Annotated in this window: 18 protein-coding genes; 6 read left to right on the top strand and 12 right to left on the bottom strand. The window is 53.5% G+C overall.

Annotated elements, in window-relative coordinates; translation table 11 throughout:
- Window positions 1-53 precede the first annotated feature (53 nt).
- The 3 genes from pyrH to rpsB are packed head-to-tail and all read right to left on the bottom strand — an operon-like array spanning window position 54 to window position 2,479.
- Window positions 54-770, bottom strand: a complete 717-nt coding sequence (gene pyrH / locus BMX00_RS01825) for a UMP kinase (protein ID WP_090826460.1) — start codon at window positions 768-770, stop codon at window positions 54-56.
- 4 nt (window positions 771-774) lie between these two features.
- Window positions 775-1,683 (bottom strand): translation elongation factor Ts, encoded by a 909-nt coding sequence (tsf, locus tag BMX00_RS01820; protein WP_090826457.1) that lies wholly within the window; start codon window positions 1,681-1,683, stop codon window positions 775-777.
- A gap of 52 nt (window positions 1,684-1,735) precedes the next feature.
- Window positions 1,736-2,479, bottom strand: coding sequence for a 30S ribosomal protein S2 (rpsB, locus tag BMX00_RS01815; RefSeq protein WP_090826454.1), 744 nt, complete (start codon window positions 2,477-2,479; stop codon window positions 1,736-1,738).
- A 495-nt stretch (window positions 2,480-2,974) separates the two neighbouring features.
- Here rpsB and BMX00_RS01810 point away from each other — a divergent pair, with 495 nt between their 5' ends.
- The 4 genes from BMX00_RS01810 to BMX00_RS01795 all read left to right on the top strand — a co-directional run bounded on the left by BMX00_RS01810 (window position 2,975) and on the right by BMX00_RS01795 (window position 4,826).
- Window positions 2,975-3,388 carry an ElaB/YgaM/YqjD family protein gene (locus BMX00_RS01810; protein WP_090826451.1) on the top strand — a complete coding sequence of 138 codons (414 nt, stop codon included), beginning with the start codon at window positions 2,975-2,977 and terminating at the stop codon, window positions 3,386-3,388.
- Between the two features lie 39 nt (window positions 3,389-3,427).
- Entirely contained in the window at window positions 3,428-3,796 is a 369-nt protein-coding gene (locus BMX00_RS01805) for a phage holin family protein (RefSeq protein WP_090826447.1), read from the top strand.
- The gene (locus BMX00_RS01800; protein ID WP_090826444.1) at window positions 3,793-4,152 is read left to right on the top strand and encodes a hypothetical protein; all 360 of its coding nucleotides are present in this window, start codon (window positions 3,793-3,795) and stop codon (window positions 4,150-4,152) included. The genes BMX00_RS01805 and BMX00_RS01800 overlap by 4 nt, the downstream gene beginning before the upstream one ends.
- Before the next feature lie 92 nt (window positions 4,153-4,244).
- Window positions 4,245-4,826, top strand: a complete 582-nt coding sequence (locus BMX00_RS01795; RefSeq protein WP_090826867.1) for a shikimate kinase — start codon at window positions 4,245-4,247, stop codon at window positions 4,824-4,826.
- A 70-nt stretch (window positions 4,827-4,896) separates the two neighbouring features.
- Here BMX00_RS01795 and def read toward each other — a convergent pair whose 3' ends face one another.
- The 7 genes from def to smc all read right to left on the bottom strand — a co-directional run bounded on the left by def (window position 4,897) and on the right by smc (window position 14,797).
- Window positions 4,897-5,430, bottom strand: coding sequence for a peptide deformylase (def, locus tag BMX00_RS01790; RefSeq protein ID WP_090826439.1), 534 nt, complete (start codon window positions 5,428-5,430; stop codon window positions 4,897-4,899).
- Window positions 5,420-6,166, bottom strand: coding sequence for an S-methyl-5'-thioinosine phosphorylase (locus tag BMX00_RS01785; protein ID WP_090826436.1), 747 nt, complete (start codon window positions 6,164-6,166; stop codon window positions 5,420-5,422). The genes def and BMX00_RS01785 overlap by 11 nt, the downstream gene beginning before the upstream one ends.
- Window positions 6,167-6,228: 62 nt before the next feature.
- Window positions 6,229-6,774: a hypoxanthine-guanine phosphoribosyltransferase gene (locus tag BMX00_RS01780; RefSeq protein WP_090826434.1), complete on the bottom strand. Its 546-nt coding sequence runs from the start codon at window positions 6,772-6,774 to the stop codon at window positions 6,229-6,231.
- A gap of 151 nt (window positions 6,775-6,925) precedes the next feature.
- Window positions 6,926-7,813, bottom strand: coding sequence for a UTP--glucose-1-phosphate uridylyltransferase GalU (gene galU, locus BMX00_RS01775; protein ID WP_090826431.1), 888 nt, complete (start codon window positions 7,811-7,813; stop codon window positions 6,926-6,928).
- An 11-nt stretch (window positions 7,814-7,824) separates the two neighbouring features.
- A complete protein-coding gene (ligA, locus tag BMX00_RS01770) occupies window positions 7,825-9,942 on the bottom strand; it encodes an NAD-dependent DNA ligase LigA (RefSeq protein WP_090826428.1) in 2,118 nt (705 codons plus the stop codon).
- Window positions 9,939-11,228, bottom strand: a complete 1,290-nt coding sequence (locus BMX00_RS01765; protein WP_245727530.1) for a cell division protein ZipA — start codon at window positions 11,226-11,228, stop codon at window positions 9,939-9,941. Before BMX00_RS01765 ends, ligA begins: the two co-directional genes overlap by 4 nt.
- 2 nt (window positions 11,229-11,230) lie before the next feature.
- On the bottom strand, window positions 11,231-14,797 hold the full coding sequence (gene smc, locus BMX00_RS01760; RefSeq protein WP_090826423.1) for a chromosome segregation protein SMC: 3,567 nt from the start codon (window positions 14,795-14,797) through the stop codon (window positions 11,231-11,233).
- Between the two features lie 111 nt (window positions 14,798-14,908).
- On the opposite strand from smc, the gene queF reads away from it, so the two are divergent.
- Window positions 14,909-15,328 carry a preQ(1) synthase gene (queF, locus tag BMX00_RS01755; RefSeq protein WP_090826421.1) on the top strand — a complete coding sequence of 140 codons (420 nt, stop codon included), beginning with the start codon at window positions 14,909-14,911 and terminating at the stop codon, window positions 15,326-15,328.
- Between the two features lie 219 nt (window positions 15,329-15,547).
- Window positions 15,548-16,909 carry a LysM peptidoglycan-binding domain-containing protein gene (locus BMX00_RS01750; RefSeq protein ID WP_245727528.1) on the top strand — a complete coding sequence of 454 codons (1,362 nt, stop codon included), beginning with the start codon at window positions 15,548-15,550 and terminating at the stop codon, window positions 16,907-16,909.
- On the opposite strand, the gene BMX00_RS01745 is transcribed toward BMX00_RS01750, so the two are convergent.
- Window positions 16,896-17,987 (bottom strand): PEP-CTERM sorting domain-containing protein, encoded by a 1,092-nt coding sequence (locus BMX00_RS01745; protein WP_090826415.1) that lies wholly within the window; start codon window positions 17,985-17,987, stop codon window positions 16,896-16,898. The two genes, BMX00_RS01750 and BMX00_RS01745, sit on opposite strands and share 14 nt — an antisense overlap.
- Before the next feature lie 368 nt (window positions 17,988-18,355).
- Complete coding sequence (locus tag BMX00_RS01740) at window positions 18,356-18,688, bottom strand: SMR family transporter (RefSeq protein WP_090826412.1); 333 nt, start codon at window positions 18,686-18,688, stop codon at window positions 18,356-18,358.
- Window positions 18,689-18,806: the final 118 nt, after the last annotated feature.

The following is an 18,806-nucleotide window of genomic DNA, read 5'->3' as shown; positions in this document are numbered from 1 at the left end:
AAAAGGGGATGGATTGATCGGGCTAAGCTGGATGTAAATCGGGATATAGGAATTCAAACCTCTACCAGTGTTCCTTCGTCCTCACCCATCACCACACGCTTCAGCGCACCGGGCCTGAAAATGCTGAACACATTGAGCGGCAGCTTCTGGTCACGGCACAGTGTCAGGGCAGTAGCATCCATCACCCTGAGATTCTGTGAAATGGCGGTATCGAATGATAATTTTTCATAGCGTACGGCGTGAGCATTTTCTTTGGGATCGCAGTCGTATACGCCATCCACCTTGGTGGCCTTGAGCACGATATCCACGTTCATTTCCATCCCGCGCAACGCGGCAGCGGTATCCGTAGTAAAGAACGGGTTGCCCGTACCGGCGGCAAAAATAACGACCTTGCCTGCTTCAAGGTAGCGGATGGCTTTACCCCGAATATAAGGTTCAACTACCTGATCAATTCGAAGCGCCGACTGCACCCTGCTTATCAGTCCACCACGACGCATGGCATCCTGCAGTGCCAGGGCATTCATCACGGTAGCCAGCATTCCCATGTAATCGGCGGTGGCGCGATCCATTCCATCCTCTGCGGAAGTCATTCCCCGAAAAATATTGCCACCCCCGATGACGACGGCCACCTGAACCCCCAGCCGGGTTACATCTGCGATCTCCGCGACGATACGCTCAACTACTGCACGATTGATGCCATAGCTGTGATCACCCATCAAGGCTTCGCCGGAGAGCTTCAGCAAAATACGCTTGTAAGCCGCAGTCTTCATGAAGCTACTTTGGCTGCGGCACTTGATCTTCTTTTGCCTGGTTCACTTGAGCCATTACTTCGGCGGCAAAATCATCAGCTTTCCTTTCGATGCCCTCCCCTACTATATATAACGTAAAGCCGTTCACTTTCGCTGACTTTGCCGCCAGTAATTTTTCTACAGTCTGATCTGGATTCTTGACGAAAGGTTGACCAAGCAGCGTGACCTCGGCCAGGTATTTGGCAATGCGGCCATCCACCATTTTCGCGACGATGTCCATGGGTTTGCCGCTTTCCGCCGCTTGTGCGGTATAAATTGACCGTTCGCGCGACAACAATTCGGGCGATACCTGCTCACTTGAAACGCAAATAGGCTTGCTGGCCGCAATGTGCATCGCCAGATCCTTACCCAGCGTCTCGTCGCCCCCGGTGTAATCGATCATCACACCGATTTTCGCACCATGCAGATATGAAGCAAGCTGCCCCTGCGTGGCGTACCGCATGAAGCGGCGAATGCTGATATTTTCGCCCAGCTTCATGACCAGCGCTTTACGAAACTCTTCCACATTTTCGCCGCTGGGTAATGCAGCGCCCGCCAATGCTTCGGTATCCGCCAGACTTTCGGTGGCCAGCAGACGGGCAAGGCCGCGTGCAAAATTGATAAAATCCTCATTTCTCGCGACAAAATCTGTTTCACAATTGACTTCGACCAACGCGCCATGCTTGCCATCCGGCGTGATATATGCCCCAACCATGCCCTCTGCCGCGGTGCGACCTGCCGCCTTGCTCGCCTTGGCACCGCTTTTGATCCTCAGTAGATCTTCCGCGGCCTTCATGTCACCACCGGTTTCGGTTAGTGCTTTTTTGCATTCCATCATGCCCAGACCGGTCAGACCGCGCAATTCCTTCACCATTGGTGCGGTGATTTCCGCCATATTCACTCCAAATTTATTTGATCGTAGACAGGTGCTGCCAGAACCGGCCTGGTCACTCTTCCGTTGCGGCCACCTCATCCGTTTCGGGAAATTCGTTTTTTATGATTTCCTGCACGCTCTGGCGGCGCCCCTCCAGAATCGCGTCAGCCACACCTCGCGCATAGAGCCGTATCGCCTGGCTGGAATCATCGTTGCCGGGAATGACATAGTCCACGGGCTCAGGGTTATGGTTGGTATCCACCACGCCGACTATCGGAATGCCGAGCTTTTTCGCTTCCGTAATGGCGCCTTTCTGGTAACCGACGTCGATCACGAACATCGCGTCAGGAAGGCCCTTCATATCCTTGATGCCGCCCAGGCTGCGATTGAGCTTTTCCAGTTCACGCTGAATATCCAGCGCTTCTTTTTTGGAAAGTTTGTCGAGCGTGCCATCCTGCATCATCGTTTCCATGTCGTGGAGGCGTTTGACGGATTGCTTTATCGTCTTGAAATTGGTCAGCATCCCGCCGAGCCAGCGCTGGTCCACGTAAGGGGAACCGCAGCGAATTGCCTCCTCACGCACGATATCGCGCGCTTGGCGCTTGGTGCCGACGAATAGAATAGTACCCTTGTTGGCGGACAACTGACGCACGTATTTCATCGCGTCCTGATACATCGCCAAGGTTTTTTCCAGGTTGATGATGTGTATCTTGTTGCGATGGCCAAAAATATATTGAGCCATTCTCGGATTCCAGAAACGGGTCTGGTGCCCGAAATGAACACCCGCTTCCAGCATTTGACGCATGGTTATAGACATGAATTTCTCCTTTAGGGTTGAGCCTCTATCCGCCAATCGCTCTTTTAGGAGCACCCTTCTGGAACAGGCGGATATGTGAATTAAGCCGGATATGTGAATTAAGCTGGCCGTGAATTAAGCTGGCGTACGGGAATATCCTGTGGAAGACCAAGGGGAAACAAGGACCCCAGGATGACCGCAAGGCCAGATTAGCGGGGGATTATATCATTTTTGCCTTGGCCCGCTCAATTTGAACCCGAGGATTTATTTTGCTCCACACGGATACTTCCGCGTGGGATGGAGAGGCGTAACGGCCAATAGGCCACAGATTAAATAGGTGATTTTCTTTATATCTTTTTATGTGTGTCAACGTACATACCGGCGTCGGTCATTTGCGCGAAACTGGGATGAGGTTGAGGCCTGAATGCGCCACAAACAAAGTATGCCGCATCAATATGCCGCATGCCACATCGCATCGGCTTTTTTCTCTCTAATGAATAAATAAAGGAGTACATCATGCAAACAGAAACTTCCACCAACAAAACAGACAATGCACAGGCGGCCGCAGAAAATATGGCGCATCACGCCGGGAGCGCCGCCCAACGCGTAGGGGAAGCTGCAAAGTCGGCTAGCAAGCATGTGGGTGCTGTCGCAGGTGAAGAGCTTGCCAATCTCAAGGCCGATCTGGACGACTTGATTGCGCGCATACCCACTTTATCAGATGTCGACCTGGAGGATGCGAAGGAAAAACTGCTGGCCAAGATTGCAGCTACCAAGGAATCGGCCAGAAGCATCGCCGATAATGCTCGTGAACAGTTCGACCATGGCGTTGAATGCTCTAAAGAATATGTAAAAGAGCGGCCATTGCAATCGGTGGGTTACGCCGCAGCAGTCGGCTTTCTGGTCGGCTTGCTCTCGGGGCGCCGTTAACCGTTCCGCCGGCCCCAGCATACGTCGAGAAAAACCGCCATGTTTGAGACCATCAAAAAAGCCAGACAGCTCGGAGTGATCGCTTTGGAACGTATGAGTGATTACCTGGAGTTACTGAAAGTATCAGCGGAGATTCAGGGGCAGAATTTCATGAGGCGGATAATCGGTGCTTTGGTGGTAGCGCTCCTTGCCGTCTTGAGCCTTATTTTCCTTGGTATTGCCATTATAGTCACCTGTTGGGATACGCCCTATCGCGTTATTTCCGCATGGGGCGTAGCGGGGACTTATGCATTGATAGCCTTCGGGACATATATCGCGAGCCCAGGCCGGACAGATTCCGTTTCAGCTTTTGATACCCTGCGCAACGAATTGCAACAGGATGTGAAGCTGATGAAGGATGTTGTATGAGCAATTCCCTCGAAGATGAGCGAAAAGCCATTCTTGAACGGATGAGTGCCAGCCGCAGAAATTTTCGGCATATGTTCGACCATGAAGAAGACCATGACCATGAACCTGTATATGATGCGCATACTTTCCCCCGCAGCCATACGTTTAGATTTTTAACGAAGCATCCATACTACGCCACCCTCTCGGCGCTTGCTGCAGTCGCCATAATACCCCGGGGATTGCTGAAAAAGGCGGTAAAAGGTGGTGCCACGGTCACGGCAGGAATACTGGGCAGCGGGACGAAGACATCGATGATAAGGTACGTCCTGCCCCCCACGATACGTTTGCTGCGATCCTACAAACGCCGAGGCCGATAGCGCCCTCCGTCAGGCAGAATAGGCAGGATAAGGAAAAGTAAGATAGCAGGATGTTTCGACGCGAATTGTGGCATTTCCGCTACAATTGGGCGATGGATTCAATAAGCATAACCATAGCGTCAGACGTCGCCATAAACGAGCCCAACGGTAATATTTTTCTGGTGGGTATGATGGGTGCGGGAAAAACGACCATAGGCCGGCTGCTTGCGCACTTCCTCGGCAAAACGTTTTATGATTCCGATCGGGAAATTCAAAAACGAACAGGTGTCGGGATACCTCTGATTTTCGAGATTGAGGGCGAGGCCGGTTTCCGCAAGCGTGAGACAGAGATGCTGTCGGAACTGGTGAAAATGGAAAACATTGTGCTCGCTACGGGTGGCGGTGCCGTGCTGAGCATGGAAAATCGCAAGATGCTGAAGCACAGGGGTACGGTCATTTATCTGCGCGCGGCGGTTGATGATTTATGGCGCCGCACCCGGCAAGATAAAAACCGGCCGTTGCTGCGGACCCCCGACCCACGCAGAAAATTGACTGAATTATATATGCAGCGCGATCCCCTTTACCGGGAGACAGCGCATATCGTTGTAGAAAGCGGAAAACGCAGCGCACGCAATCTGGCTCAGTTGCTGGCACAACAGTTGGCCTGCTCCGGCTTGGGATCCAAAAATGGATGAAGCAGATCCGAGAAGCCCGGCATATCTTCGCTCCTGGCCGGCGAGATCGCCCAACAGAATGGTTCGAAGCTTACTCGTCTATCGGCGCGTGATCCGGAAATAACACGTCGGTAAAACCGAAGGTGCGAAAATCGGTGATACGCATGGGATAGAGGATGCCTTGCAAATGGTCGCATTCGTGTTGCACAACGCGGGCATGAAATCCGTCCACCGTGCGATCTATGGATCTACCATATTGATCTGCGCCCTGATAGCGCAGTTTCGCAAAACGCGGCACCATGCCGCGCATGCCGGGAACGCTCAGGCAACCTTCCCAGCCGGATTCCATTTCATGTGTAAGAGGTGTCAATACCGGATTCAGTAGTACTGTGTACGGTACTTCCTCTGCATTGGGATAGCGTGGATTATGCTTTACGCCGAATATTACGACTTGCAGGCCAACCCCAATCTGTGGCGCAGCCAGTCCCGCGCCATCAAGCACATCCATGGTTTCCCGCATGTCCTGGATCAGGGCGTGGAGCGCGGGCGTACCAAAGTTCTTGACCTTCTCGGCCACTTCCAGCAATCGGGGATCTCCCATTTTTAATACCGGTTTAATCGCCATCGAGTTCCACCACGTGTTCAAGAATATTTCTGACGCCCACCATCGCCTGTTTCAGAACAGCATGGGCGTCCTCCAGGCGGATGGCACGCGCACTGGTTTTACGGCCTGCGGCATAATTGGCTACGACGGCAATCGTCGCATAGCACAGGCCCAGCTCTTTAGCCAGCGCGGCTTCGGGCATTCCCGTCATGCCCACCATATCGACACCGTCCCGCTCCATCCGACTGATCTCCGCGGCGGTTTCAAGCCGCGGCCCTTGTGTCGCACCATAGACACCGCCATCGATAACTCGTTCATTTGCGCGTTTCGCCGCCCGTAAAAGGCCATTCCGCGTTAAGTGGCAATAAGGCTCGGTAAAATCAATATGAGTAACCGACCTGTCCAGGCCTTCATGATACGTATACTTGCGGCCGTGCGTATAATCGATAATCTGGTCAGGAATAGCGATCATGCCCGGCGTTAAATCGGCGCGAATTCCGCCTACCGAAGCCACGGATATTACCCGGGAAAGATCCAATGATTGCAGTGCCCACAGGTTTGCCCGGTAATTCACCTCATGGGGAGGGATGGTATGGCCATATCCGTGGCGAGCCAAAAATACAACCTTATTATCGTTGATTTTCCCAAAAGTCAGCGGCCCCGATGGTTCGCCATAGGGCGTTCTCATAATCTGCCGATGCGATATTTCAAGACAGGCGAGCTGGGCCATGCCCGTACCGCCTATGATTGCGAGCATATCTGTTCTTTCAAGTTAAATGAATTGGAAAAAGCCTTGCATCGGTGGCTTTCCAGAAGATCCTAAGCTTTCACGGCATAAATTGCCGGCAAATTTCGCCACACGCCGTAAATGTCCATCCCGAACCCGAACACATAGCGATCCGGCACCACCAGGCCGACAAAATCCGCGCGGATCGGCTTGGGTCGAGCGATCTCCTTTTCGGCAAGAACGGCACTGTAGAAAGCTTTAGCACCGCGATTCATGATCCAGTCTCGTATCGCGGCCATCGTAACCCCTTCGTCAAGGATATCATCAAGCACCAACACTACTCTGTTGCACACATCCTCGTGGGGCGACATTTTCCAATCGAGTTCCGAGCCCTGAATCCTGTTGTCGTAGCGGCTGACATGGAGATAATCGAACGTAAGCGGAAACTCCAGCAAAGGCAGCAACTGTCCGGTAAATACAACTGCGCCCCCCATGACGCTCAACACTAGCGGATACTCGTCCGACAGCGCCGCGGTAATATCCGCCGCCATGCGGTTTACAGTCTGCGATACAGAATCCGCGGAAAATATCTGCTCCGCGGTATCAAATATTTTTCTTGCTTCTTCGGAAGATAACATCAATAGAGGATACCGGGGCCATTGAACGTGGCTCCCGCGAATGGAGTAATTATTCAAATCCCTGCAGAAATTCAGCACCAGCCTGTTCCAAATTTGCCAAATTTGCCGAATTTGCCTCAGCTAAAATGGTAAAAAAGAAGTTCAAACGGCACTATTCGGCAGAAGGGCGGCAACACACCAGGGCATTCAAATATTCGGAAAATTCCCGGGCGACTTCAGGATGCTCAAGCGCCATCGCGACGGTTGCTTTGAGGTAGCCGATCTTGCTTCCACAATCGTAACGGGTTCCGCAAAATTCATAAGCAAGCGCCCGCTCCTCCTGTAGCAATGAGGCGATACCATCCGTGAGCTGAATTTCTCCGCCCGCGCCTGGTTCAATTTTTTCCAGGTGTTCAAAAATTCTGGGCGTCAGGATATAGCGGCCTACCACACCCAGCGTGGATGGCGCGTTCTCGGGCTCGGGTTTTTCTACGATACCCGTGACGGGATGCAATCCTTTCATTCCCGGTCCGCATTTCACGATGCCGTAATTCACCGTATGTTGCGGCTCGACATTTTCCACGGCCAGTATCGAGCAGCCGTTTTGTTCATATATCTGGCTCAACTGCCGCATAATCGGAGGATCTCCCACAAGTAAATCGTCTGCCAGCAGCACCGCGAACGGTTCATTGCCTACAGCGGGGCGCGCGCACAGTACCGCGTGACCCAATCCCAGCGCTTCCGGTTGACGAATATAAATACAGGAGATGTTCTTCGGCAAGATGCGCCGCAATATTGCCAGGGTATCGCTCTTTCCCCGCGCTTCCAGCTCCGCTTCCATTTCGTAGGCTTTATCGAAGTGATCTTCGATCGCACGCTTATGACGTCCGGTTATAAAGATCATTTCCGTTATGCCTGCCGCAATAGCTTCTTCCACGGCATACTGGATCAAGGGCTTATCCACGATGGGCATCATCTCCTTGGGACTGGCCTTGGTAGCGGGCAAAAACCGAGTGCCCATGCCTGCTACGGGAAAAACGGCTTTCGTTATTTTTGGCATGGGTGGCTCGTTTAAGGATTAAGGCTGGGAATTAGACGGGAATCAAGACGGGAATCAGCTTGCGAATTCTGTAATAATTGCAATAACCCTGCCTCGTCGAGAATGGCGATTCCGAGTTCGACCGCTTTGTCGTATTTACTGCCGGGATCGACGCCCGTCACCACGTAATCGGTATTTCTGGATACGCTCCCGGTTACTTTTCCTCCTGCGGATTCGATCCGGTCCCGCGCATCCTCCCGACTGAGATTCGGCAGGCTGCCTGTGAGTACAAAAGTTTTTCCTGCAACTTTATCAGCATCGAACCCCTTGTGGGGACTGAGCCCGGCCTTTGTTTGCCCGGTGTCTTCGCTTTCCTGCCAGTGTACCCCACGGGCGCGCAACTGGCGGATAACTTCCACGTTGTGTGCCTCATTGAAAAAGCTGGTAATACTTTGAGCTACAACGGGGCCGACGTCCCCCACCTGCTGCAAACTTTCGGCATTTGCTGCCATCAACCGATCCAGTCGCCCGAAATGTCGGGCCAGATCCCTGGCGGTGGTTTCGCCAACGTTGCGAATACCCAGGGAATAAATAATGCGCGCCAAGGTGGTGTCTTTGCTTTTTTCGATAGCATTTACAATATTGCGTGCGGACTTTTCCGCCATGCGCTCCAGAGCGGCCACCGCAGTTGCGTCGAGTTTATAAAGATCCGCGGGGGTTTCGATGATGGCGCGATCGACTAGATGATCCACCAGCTTGTCTCCCAGGCCCCTGATATTCATTGCCCTGCGTGAGGCAAAATGCAGAATGGACTGCTTTCGTTGCGCCGGACAAAACAATCCGCCGGTACAGCGCGTGAGCGCTTCACCGGGCAAGCGTACCGCTTTGGAACCGCAGACGGGGCAGTGCGTCGGCATAGCGAAAAACCTGGCGTCCGCCGACCGTTTCTCTTTCTGTACAGCTACCACCTCGGGAATGACATCACCCGCGCGCCGCACGATGACGCTGTCGCCGATCATGACGTCTTTGCGCCGGATTTCATCCTCATTGTGGAGCGTCGCGTTGGTAACAGTGACGCCACCTACGAAAACGGGTCTCAGCCGTGCAACGGGAGTCAACGCGCCGGTTCTGCCCACGTGCACCGTTATTCCCAGTACTTGCGTTGTCGCTTCCTGAGCCGGAAACTTGTGAGCAATGGCGAACCGGGGAGCGCGGGAGACAAATCCAAGTTTCTCCTGCTGCGCCAGATCGTTGACTTTGTACACCGCGCCATCTATCTCGTAAGCCAACTGTTCACGCATCCCGCTTATCTTGCCATGATACTCCAGCAGGCCCGCCACACCGAGAACGGTATCTCGTTCGCGCATAACCGGAAATTTGAGAGACTCGAGGTAATCCATTACGTGGTTTTGTTTGTCGTGAGGTAGATCTCCACCCTCACACGCGCCAATGCCGTATGCGAAAAACGTCAGCCTGCGGCTGGCTGTGATACCGGGATCCAGCTGGCGCAGCGACCCGGCGGCGGCATTACGAGGATTGATGAATTCCCGTTCGTTTTTCTCGCGCTGTTGCCGGTTAAGTTTTTCGAAATCCGACCTCAGCATCAACACCTCGCCTCGGACTTCCATGAAGGCAGGCACCGCAGTGTTGTCGCGATTGGGTTGAAGCCGCAAGGGAATCGCCCTGATGGTGCGCAGATTCCGGGTTACATCTTCGCCAATATAACCGTCACCGCGGGTCGCTCCGGTCGCCAGTACCCCTTTTTCATAGCAGAGGCTGATCGCCAGACCATCGAATTTTGGTTCTACCGCATACTCCACCTCGTCCGTGCCCAGCGTTTGGCGCACTCGCCGGTCGAACGCTTCCACCTCCGCTGCGCTGAATGCGTTGCCGAGAGAAAGCATCGGCGTTCGATGGTGAACCTTTGAAAACTCCTTGAGAGCGGCAGCGCCTATGCGCTGAGTGGGGGAATCAGGAGTAACGAGCTCAGGATAATGCCGCTCAAGTTCCTGCAACTCGCGAAACAGTTCGTCATATTCGGCATCCGGAATAGTCGGGGCATCGAGCGAGTAATAGTTGTAATTGTGCAATTCGATGGTTTCGCGCAATTCCCTTGCGCGACGCCAAATATGTTCCGGATATTCGCTCACGCAAACAGCCTCAGCGCAATTGCACTGCCGGCGGGAATGTTGCGCGCCAGCATCATGGACTCGATGGCCACGAGCTGTTGCTTGATTTTCCGAATCCCGCTGTCACTCAAGGGAACGCGATTATCATCCACCATGACACCCCCCAAGGTGTCCGCAAAATTTCCCGCGAGATTCATCATCCGGTCGAAAACGATCTCTCCATTCGCCACTCGGGGTACGTCAAGCAGAAACGTGACACCGTGAGTCGTGAGCGTTCGCAGGGTATCTGGAAGAAATGGCGCGGGTTCAAAGTTAGCAAGGAAAAATACATTGATATTATTCTCATTGCAATAACTGAACATGCCGTCCGCCCCAAGTTTGAAACCTGATGATTCCGCCAGAACACGAATCTTGGCACCGGTCAATGCACCGCCATCCCTACTGATAATGTTGATGCCTATCATGACATCCACTTCTGTGCAGAATTCATCGAGCACTAATGCCTGCGCATGGGCCTCAGGTATATCGGGACAGTCGGCGATCGCATTCACGCGGACAGAAAAGTTTTGAACCATATCGCGGAACTCGGATAAATTTACTTCGCTTACGGGACCGGCGCGATCGACAAGTTGCAGGCAACCTTTCAAATGGGTATAGCCTCCCTTGCCGTAGCTTTGTACGGTAATTTCTTCCCAGGGCGCATCGGGAACTCTTTGGCCCAGCCATCGCACCGGTTTGTTGAAGTCAAATTTCCGCAGGAGCACCTCCGCCAAACTCGAATCCGCGATCGATGTTTCAGCATGGATGTCAGCCACATAATCCACCCCTTTCCCTGCCCCGGCGGCTTGGATGGTTGCTGGTGCTTCATCCGGTACGGTTCGCATGGGAGCCGGCTCGCGAACAGGCTCAGAGACTGGCTCGGAGAATGGCTCAGAAATTGGCTCCGGGGTTGGCTCCGAGGTTGGCTCCGAGGTTGGCGCCGGGGTTGGCTCCGGGGTTGGCTCCGAGGTTGGCTCCGGGGTTGGCTCGCGGATCGGCTCGGCTGCCCGGGCAGCTTCCGACGGTTCCATCGATTTCATGTCCGGATCCAGCTGAAGCTCCTGCGATGCTTCCGCGCCGAACCGGGGCTCGATCCGTTCATTTTCTACGGGAGGCGTGGCCGTTCGCAACAGTACATCTTCAGGTTTCCGTCCAAATGCCTCTTCCGCATGCCGCCGATAGCGGCGCTGCTGCATCCAGTTAAAGCAAATGACGCCCATGACCACGACTATGCCGATAGCGATCAGACTGATTTGCAGTTCGCTCATGTTTACCACGCTTGTCCGGTCCTCGTCGACGCATTGCTCAGTCTGGCAGCTTCTTCCATTTCAACTGCGACCATGCGGGAGACCCCCTTTTCCTGCATTGTGATGCCAATCAATTGCTGTGCCATTTCCATCGTAATTTTATTGTGGCTGATGAACACGAACTGAGTCTGGCGTGACATTTTTTTTACCAGGTTGCAGAAGCGTTCGGTATTGGTATCGTCCAGCGGAGCGTCCACCTCATCCAACAGACAAAATGGCGCGGGATTGAGTTGGAACAGCGAGAACACAAATGCGAGCGCAGTCAGGGCCTTTTCACCGCCGGATAACAGATGAATTGAACTGTTTTTCTTGCCTGGCGGCTGAGCGATTATCTGTATGCCCGAATCGAGAATCTCATCTCCTCTAAGTAACAGTTTTGCCTGCCCGCCGCCAAATATGGTGGGAAACATCTCGTCTAAATTGGCGTTGACCTTTTCTACCGTGCCCAGCAGACGTTCGCGTGTTTCACCATCTATCCGTTGAATTGCGTTTTTCAAGGTTTCAGACGCTTCTTTCAAATCCTTCAACTGCGAATCGAGATAACTCTTGCGCGCCTGAGATGATTGCAACTCCTCCAAGGCCCCGAGGTTGACCGCTCCCAGGGCAATGATCTCATTATTGAGACGATTGATCTCAGCCTGTAACGTAGCGGGGCGCGTTTTACCAAGAGCATGTGTCAACTCTTCCTCGGGTGCTCCTGCTCGTTTTAGTTGCTCGTCAAACTGGTTCTCGATGATGCGTGCTTCCTGTTCCTTGAGGCGAGCGGTATTGATGGATTCTCGCAAGGGGTGCAACTTTTGTTCGGAAGCGAGGCGCTCCTGCTCTACATTGCGCAGCTCGCCGCCCGCCTCTTCCAGGGCATTGCGCGCCTCGGCCAGTGCCTGTTCATGCTGTCCGCGCAGAGTCAGTTGTTCCTCGATGCGTAGGTTCAGCCCGGTGTCGTCAAAAGTGCTTTGCTCAGCCTGCATCTTTTTCAACTGGGCTTTGAGCTCAACGAGATTCTCATCGATAACGCGAATTGATTTCTCCACCTCGGCGATTTTATTGTGGCAGGTTTTCTCGTGGAATAATGCTTCCTGCATTTCCTGTGCCGCGGTCTGCGCGAATCGGCGCTGTGCATCGAGCGCCCGTTCCGCTGCCTGGCCCTCCAGTTTTTCCTGCTGCACCTGCTCCTGCAGGTTTTCGATCTGCGCGCGGCATTCGCGCAGTTTTATTTCCGCATCCCGCATTCTCGAAGCTTCCACCCCGGCCTGCTGCTCGATCTCCGTCAGTTCCTCCTCAATCTGGCCGCATCTCTGGCTGGTGCGCTCGAAAAGTTGAGTGAGCTTCAACGCCTGCATCTGTGCGTCATGATGCTGTTGCTGAAGCTGCCCAATATCAAAACGTAAACGCGATACCGTTGATCCGAGTTCCCGGCATGCCTCTTCCGCTGCCTCCAGAGATGACTTCTCAATCGAGAGACTTTCTCTCAGCGCATCGGATTCGATTTTAATATGGGCTATTTCGCGCTGGCGTCCCAACACTCCGTGTAATTGCGAATCAGGCGCATAATAGGTGAGGCTGTGGTAGGTAACAATATGGCCCTCGCGCGTGACCAGCATTTCTCCAGCGGAAAGCCTGGCTCGGTGCAAGAAGCTTTCACGTAAACTGTCAACCACAAAAACCCCGCTCAACCATTCTTCCACGACCGACTTGATTTCCGGGGTGTCGCAAGTCAGATACGATTCCAGCGGCGTCCAGTCTTCCCTGTCATGCAGCGGCTCGTGGGAAAACCCTCTTGCCTGTTCGCTTCCTGCCGGCCGGCTGGTTGGCTCATAGAGCGCCCATTTCGCAGGAGGCGGGTCATTCACCCAATCGTGCGCCGACTCCAGTTGCTCAAGCTGGGCGCTATTCAGACGCTCACGCAGCACTGCTTCAAGCGCATCTTCCCACCCCTTCTCGATTTGAATCCGTTGCCACAAACGTGGCAACGTATCCAGCCGATGTTTTATCAGCCACGCACTCAGTCCTTCACTGCCTTCCAGGCGCTGCTGCAGGCGCCGCAGCGCATTAAGCCGGGCTTCAGCCTGAATAATCCTTTGCTGCAGCATCTGTACCTTATTTGCACAAGCGCTCTTTACTTCTTCCGCGTCTAAAAGCAGGCTTTCAGTTTGTGCGAATAATTCCTGTTTCTGTTTCAGGTCAGACACACGACCCTCAGCCTCGCGATTCAGATGCGACAACTCTTCGGTTTTGGCTGGAGGCAGTGCGCCCCGCTCTGCCAGCAGTCTCGCGCGGCGCGATTCGAGCTGCCGGATGCCTTTTTCCGCGTATGCCCGATGGTTCTCTTCCAGGCGCCCAGCCTGCTCTATTAGCATCAAACTATGCTGTGTTTCCGTTAATTTTTCCTGACATGCGCGAAAAGCGACATCGGCCTGCGGTAATTTTTCATTCTCCGCCGCCGCCTTTTTCGTCTTCGCTTCATAAGCCAGCCGGGCCTGTTCGAGCTTTTTTCGCCATTGGACCAGGACAAGGGCGGCTTCTCCCGCCTGCTTCTCGCGATGCTCAACCTGGTTGTTCACAGTTGCGATTTGTTGAGCCACGCGGTGGCGGTTCTCACGCAAGTGCCGGATCTGCTGTTCGATACGCGCAATTTCCGCATTGATTGCATAAAGCTCGCCCTGGGCCTGATGCATGTGATCGCCTAACGCGTAGTGCTGAGCACGCTTTTCTCCCAGACGTGTTTCAGCGGCCCGCAGACGCGCAGTTTCAGCTTCGAAAGCGGTTTGCATCGATTGGAGTTCATGTTCCGCAAGGACACGCTGCGCGGCGGCTTCCTGTTTGCGAGCACACCACAAAAGATTTTGCGTCGCGAGCAATTGAGCCTTCAGCTCGTTGAACCGGCTGGCGATCTTCGCCTGTTGTTCCAGCCGCAATAACTGTTTTTCCAGCTCCTGGCAAATGTCGCCTACCCGCAAAAGATTTTCGGATGTATCAGCCAGGCGCAATTCGGTCTCTCGACGGCGCTCGCGATATTTCGATACGCCGGCGGCTTCTTCGAGAAATACGCGCAGCTCTTCCGGCTTTGCCTCGATAATGCGGGAGATCATTCCCTGCTCGATGATGGCATAGCCGCGGCCTCCGATACCCGTGCCCAGAAAAATGTCGGCGACATCACGGCGGCGGACATGGATGTTATTGATGTGATATGTGGATTCGCCATCCCGGCGCAATATGCGCTTGATGGAAATTTGGGCATAGCTCGACCATTGTCCGGCAGCCTTTCCGAGGCTATTGTCAAACATCAGCTCCACGCTGGCGCGCCCAATCGGCTTTCGGTTGGCGGAACCGTTAAAAATCACGTCCTGCATGGACTCACCGCGTAATGCCGATGCCCGAGATTCGCCCAGAACCCAACGGACCGCGTCGATCACATTCGATTTACCGCAGCCATTGGGGCCGACGATCCCGACCAGGTCACCGGGGACCGGTATCTCGGTAGGATCGACAAAGGATTTAAAACCGGCGAGTTTGATGTGGGAGAGGCGCAATTTTTCGTTGGCAACCAGCTATAATTGTGCAGCCCGAAGAATCTGGAAAGCGATTCTTGAAAGACATACGTTAGGGCAGCCCATTCTAACCGATTTGACCAAGATAAGAGAATGCCCAGTACCCCTGCGAAAGAACTCGAAATATTTCATAACCCGACACCCAGTCGGGATTACCTCATCCATATGGAAATCCCTGAGTTCACCTGCCTGTGCCCAAAAACGGGGCAACCGGATTTCGCGACACTGATCCTCGATTACATCCCGGATAAAAGATGCGTGGAGCTGAAAAGCCTCAAGCTCTACATCTGGTCTTACCGTAACGAGGGCGCATTCCATGAGGCCGTAACAAACCGCATCGTGGATGACCTGGCTGCTGCCCTCAAGCCAAGGTATCTTCGCCTTACCGCCAAATTCTACGTGCGGGGTGGAATCTTTACTACAGTCGTTGCGGAGCATCGAAAATCGGGCTGGAAGCCTCTACTTGCGGTAGAGCTCGGAGCGTTCGAGAATCAGTCTCCAACGCGCTGCTAGGTCCTCCCAATCGATGTGCTGAGCAATAAATCCCGGATGAGCCGGCGAGCCCGGGCCTGTTCAGGAGTAGAAATTATTTGCAACCGGCCGCGCAAGCACTTGCGTTGCTAACGCGACTCAAAACAAGTTTCACAGCGCTAATATAAAACGACCAAGAATACTCACGTCAACAGTTTCGATATGCCAAGTTCGACACGATTCCTTATTATCAGCCTGGCCATGGCCACGATCAGTTTTACTGCAACGGCGGCCGAGTTTTCCGGTCAGCCGGTGGTACAGTTAAAGCCTGAAGATGAGAGCCCCGTATCCGAAGAGATTCCCGCTTTGGAAACGAGTATTTTAAACCCGGCCGGGGAAAAAGATGATTCTTTCGAAACGACTCGTTCCATCTCTGGCTTAACCACCTCTCCGCTGGATATCTGGGAACGCATACGCAGCGGCTTCGCCATGGCTGAGCTTGACAGCGAAGAGGTGCGGCATAGCGAAGAATTCTACGTCAGCCGTCCGTATTACATGAATCGCATTATTGAGCGCAGCAAACGCTACCTTTTCCATATTATGGAAGAGGTGGAACGGCGCGGCATGCCAGCCGAACTTGCGCTGCTCCCCGTCATTGAAAGCGCTTTCAATCCCCGGGCGCTTTCTCATAGCCATGCCTCCGGTATCTGGCAGCTCATCCCATCTACAGGCAAAAACTACGGTTTGAAGCAGAACTGGTGGTACGACGAGCGGCGGGACATCATCGCCGCCACGGGCGCCGCCCTAGATCACCTGAAAAAACTGCATAATATGTTTGGCGACTGGAAGCTTGTGCTGGCGTCGTATAACTGGGGAGAAGGGGCGGTGGCGCGCGCGCTCATCAGGAATCGCAACAATGGTCTGCCGGAGGATTTCCGCAGTATTACGCTACCCCCTGAAACCCAGAATTTCGTGCACAGGCTGACAGCAGTAAAAAATATCATTTCCAATCCCGCTGCGTTCGGCATTGAACTTGCCAGCATACCCAATCAACCTTATTTTGAGAAAATCACGGCGACTCGCCACATGGATATAAAACTGGCGGCAAAGCTCGCTAATATTCCATTGGATGAGTTCAAGGCGCTCAACCCCGCCCATAACCGGCCCGTCATCAATGTGGACAATTCCCGTACGCTGCTGCTGCCCTCGGATAAAGTAGAAGTTTTCATCGAGAATCTGAAAAATCATGGCAAACCGCTGGTATCGTGGCAGGCCTATCGAGCCAAGAAGGGGGAAACCGTGGAAAAAATAGCAGCACAGTACGGCATCAGCGCACAGCGACTCAAGGATGTTAATGATATTGACGGGCATAGCGTAATGTCGGGCCAAACTTTGCTGGTGCCCATATATGGAAATGCTGCGGGAGAAGATATCTCTATCATGAGCAACAAGCCCGCTACACCGACCTTGCCTGAACGCTTTTTTGTTTATGCGGTGAAAAAGGGTGACGCGTTATTCAATATCGCCAAGCGCCACGGCGTTACCGTTGCGCAAATAAAGTCCTGGAATCGTGGTACGGATCGCCTGTCTATCGGACAAAAACTCATACTCAAGCAGACTTAGGAACCCGGGAGTTTTTGCTGGAGTTTTTGCTGCAGGTTCGCACAATCCACATGCCAGCGAATCCAAGCGCGAGAAGAGCAAGCGGCGCAGGTTCCGGGACAGTCCTTGCTTCCTTCGGATAGGCACCCCCGGAGCCGCCGTCACTACTCTGATCCAACCTCCCCCCGTTGCCACCGCCGCCATTGTCAACGCCTGTTGGGCTACTGGAGGGTCCACCTCCACCGGAACCGGTACCACTCTCCTCGCTGTTACCAACCGGACCAACCGGACCCCCACCGCCACCACTAGGGCCACCACCTCCACCGGCTAACGTTGGTGGCGTTCCGCCCAACCCACCGATAGCGTTTCTGGAATTCCCGTTATCCCCGTTCCGGCTCCCGGCGACGGAAGCGACACTGCCTCCGCTGTTTCTGCCGGTGATGCCACCCGCGCCTGAGCCGGGAAAACCGCTGCCCTCGGCGCAGAGGTTTTCCTGCACACCACGCTTTTGCTCAGGATGCGATTGCAGACATTCTCGTGGATTTCGCCGGGTTATCGCAGGTGTCGGAGGAGCTGGCGCATGGTGATCTGCAGTCGGGACATCGTGTGAATTTGCTTCCCAATTCGTCGTCATGAAGCCGACGGCTGCCAGAAAATCAGCCATCGCGACGGGATCGCCATACGATTCCACATACGATTCCATGATAGGCATCCCATCGATACCATCCCTGAGGAGAGTCTCCAGGATAGAATCGCCTGAATTTGAACCCTTAAGCCTGGCGCCAAAACTGTTGTAAAATCCGTGGAGCGATACATAAAATGGACCATAAAGTAAATCGGAGCCCCCGGAGCCATTACCGGTCAACGGATCGGCATTCTCGACACGCGTGCCCCACAAAAGTGGGTTTACCGATGACCGCCCTTGCTCTGCATAACCATGGCGATTGCTATGGTTATCGCCATGGTTCACGTCATAATCGTCTATGAAGTGGGCATCGATGGCATGCGAATCAATGGCATGTACTGTATGGAGTTGAATTAAGGTAGCGTAGGCGCTGGCGGAAAGTGACAGGATAAAAAGTATAACGCACCTGAACATACCGCAAATTCGTCTACGATCGCAATATCGCTGGGGAGAAGTCATATTTGTTCCGCTACTTGTGCTGTATGAGCCTGCTATATGAGCCATGTCAGCATCGTAACAGCTTCAGTAACAGTAACAATTGGACCTTAGTACACCCCTCAGTACACCCTCAGTACACCTTTACATACGCCCTTCGTACACCTTTTAATCAGCCTGCAACTTCGATAACCCCCCGGGTTAAGTGTCTTAAGCGTCCGTTGCAAAAACCGATCCTCAACCCGCTCCGGTCCGCTCCGCGCAGGATGTGCTGTAGCTTCGTGGACGTTCTCGCCGTTACTGTTTCGAGTGATTCGATAAGCTCTCCAGTTGTTCTCCAGTTCAACTTAATGAGCGACCGATTTGGAAAACACGTTCAGAATAACCACACCCGTAATGATGAGCGCTAACCCGATAACAGCGGGGAAATCGAGTGCTTGCCCCAGGACAAGCCAGCCGATAATGGTGATAAGCACAATCCCTGCGCCCGACCAGATTGCGTACGCGATTCCTACCGGGATGGCACGTAAGGTCAGGGACAGAAAGAAGAATGCGGCAGCGTAACCCGCTACCACGACAAGCGATGGCCAAAGCTGGGTAAACCCGTTGCTCGACTTCAACGCGGAGGTTGCTAGCACCTCACTGACAATTGCGATGGAAAGGAAAAGCCATTGCTTCATTGCTGGTTCCCCTTGTATTGCTGAATGATTGGCGCCCAATCAGAAGATAATAATACAAGCATATTTCAAGTAGTGAATCGCCCCGTTTCCCCTAGACACTTTTGAGCCGGTTGACAGA

This window comes from Nitrosovibrio tenuis, from assembly GCF_900109785.1.
Lineage (GTDB): Bacteria > Pseudomonadota > Gammaproteobacteria > Burkholderiales > Nitrosomonadaceae > Nitrosospira > Nitrosospira tenuis_A.
Note: the sequence above shows the minus strand (reverse complement) of the source record. Positions and strands in the feature narration are given on the sequence as shown.

Coding starts and splice junctions, on each gene's coding strand:
- BMX00_RS01795 (WP_090826867.1), top strand. CDS start 4,245: ATGGATTCAATAAGCATAACCATAGCGTCAGACGTCGCCATAAACGAG.
- pyrH (WP_090826460.1), bottom strand. CDS start 770: ATGAAGACTGCGGCTTACAAGCGTATTTTGCTGAAGCTCTCCGGCGAA.
- BMX00_RS01805 (WP_090826447.1), top strand. CDS start 3,428: ATGTTTGAGACCATCAAAAAAGCCAGACAGCTCGGAGTGATCGCTTTG.
- BMX00_RS01750 (WP_245727528.1), top strand. CDS start 15,548: ATGGCCACGATCAGTTTTACTGCAACGGCGGCCGAGTTTTCCGGTCAG.
- BMX00_RS01765 (WP_245727530.1), bottom strand. CDS start 11,228: ATGAGCGAACTGCAAATCAGTCTGATCGCTATCGGCATAGTCGTGGTC.
- galU (WP_090826431.1), bottom strand. CDS start 7,813: ATGCCAAAAATAACGAAAGCCGTTTTTCCCGTAGCAGGCATGGGCACT.
- queF (WP_090826421.1), top strand. CDS start 14,909: ATGCCCAGTACCCCTGCGAAAGAACTCGAAATATTTCATAACCCGACA.
- tsf (WP_090826457.1), bottom strand. CDS start 1,683: ATGGCGGAAATCACCGCACCAATGGTGAAGGAATTGCGCGGTCTGACC.
- BMX00_RS01800 (WP_090826444.1), top strand. CDS start 3,793: ATGAGCAATTCCCTCGAAGATGAGCGAAAAGCCATTCTTGAACGGATG.
- BMX00_RS01740 (WP_090826412.1), bottom strand. CDS start 18,688: ATGAAGCAATGGCTTTTCCTTTCCATCGCAATTGTCAGTGAGGTGCTA.
- BMX00_RS01745 (WP_090826415.1), bottom strand. CDS start 17,987: ATGTTCAGGTGCGTTATACTTTTTATCCTGTCACTTTCCGCCAGCGCC.
- BMX00_RS01780 (WP_090826434.1), bottom strand. CDS start 6,774: ATGTTATCTTCCGAAGAAGCAAGAAAAATATTTGATACCGCGGAGCAG.
- rpsB (WP_090826454.1), bottom strand. CDS start 2,479: ATGTCTATAACCATGCGTCAAATGCTGGAAGCGGGTGTTCATTTCGGG.
- def (WP_090826439.1), bottom strand. CDS start 5,430: ATGGCGATTAAACCGGTATTAAAAATGGGAGATCCCCGATTGCTGGAA.
- BMX00_RS01785 (WP_090826436.1), bottom strand. CDS start 6,166: ATGCTCGCAATCATAGGCGGTACGGGCATGGCCCAGCTCGCCTGTCTT.
- BMX00_RS01810 (WP_090826451.1), top strand. CDS start 2,975: ATGCAAACAGAAACTTCCACCAACAAAACAGACAATGCACAGGCGGCC.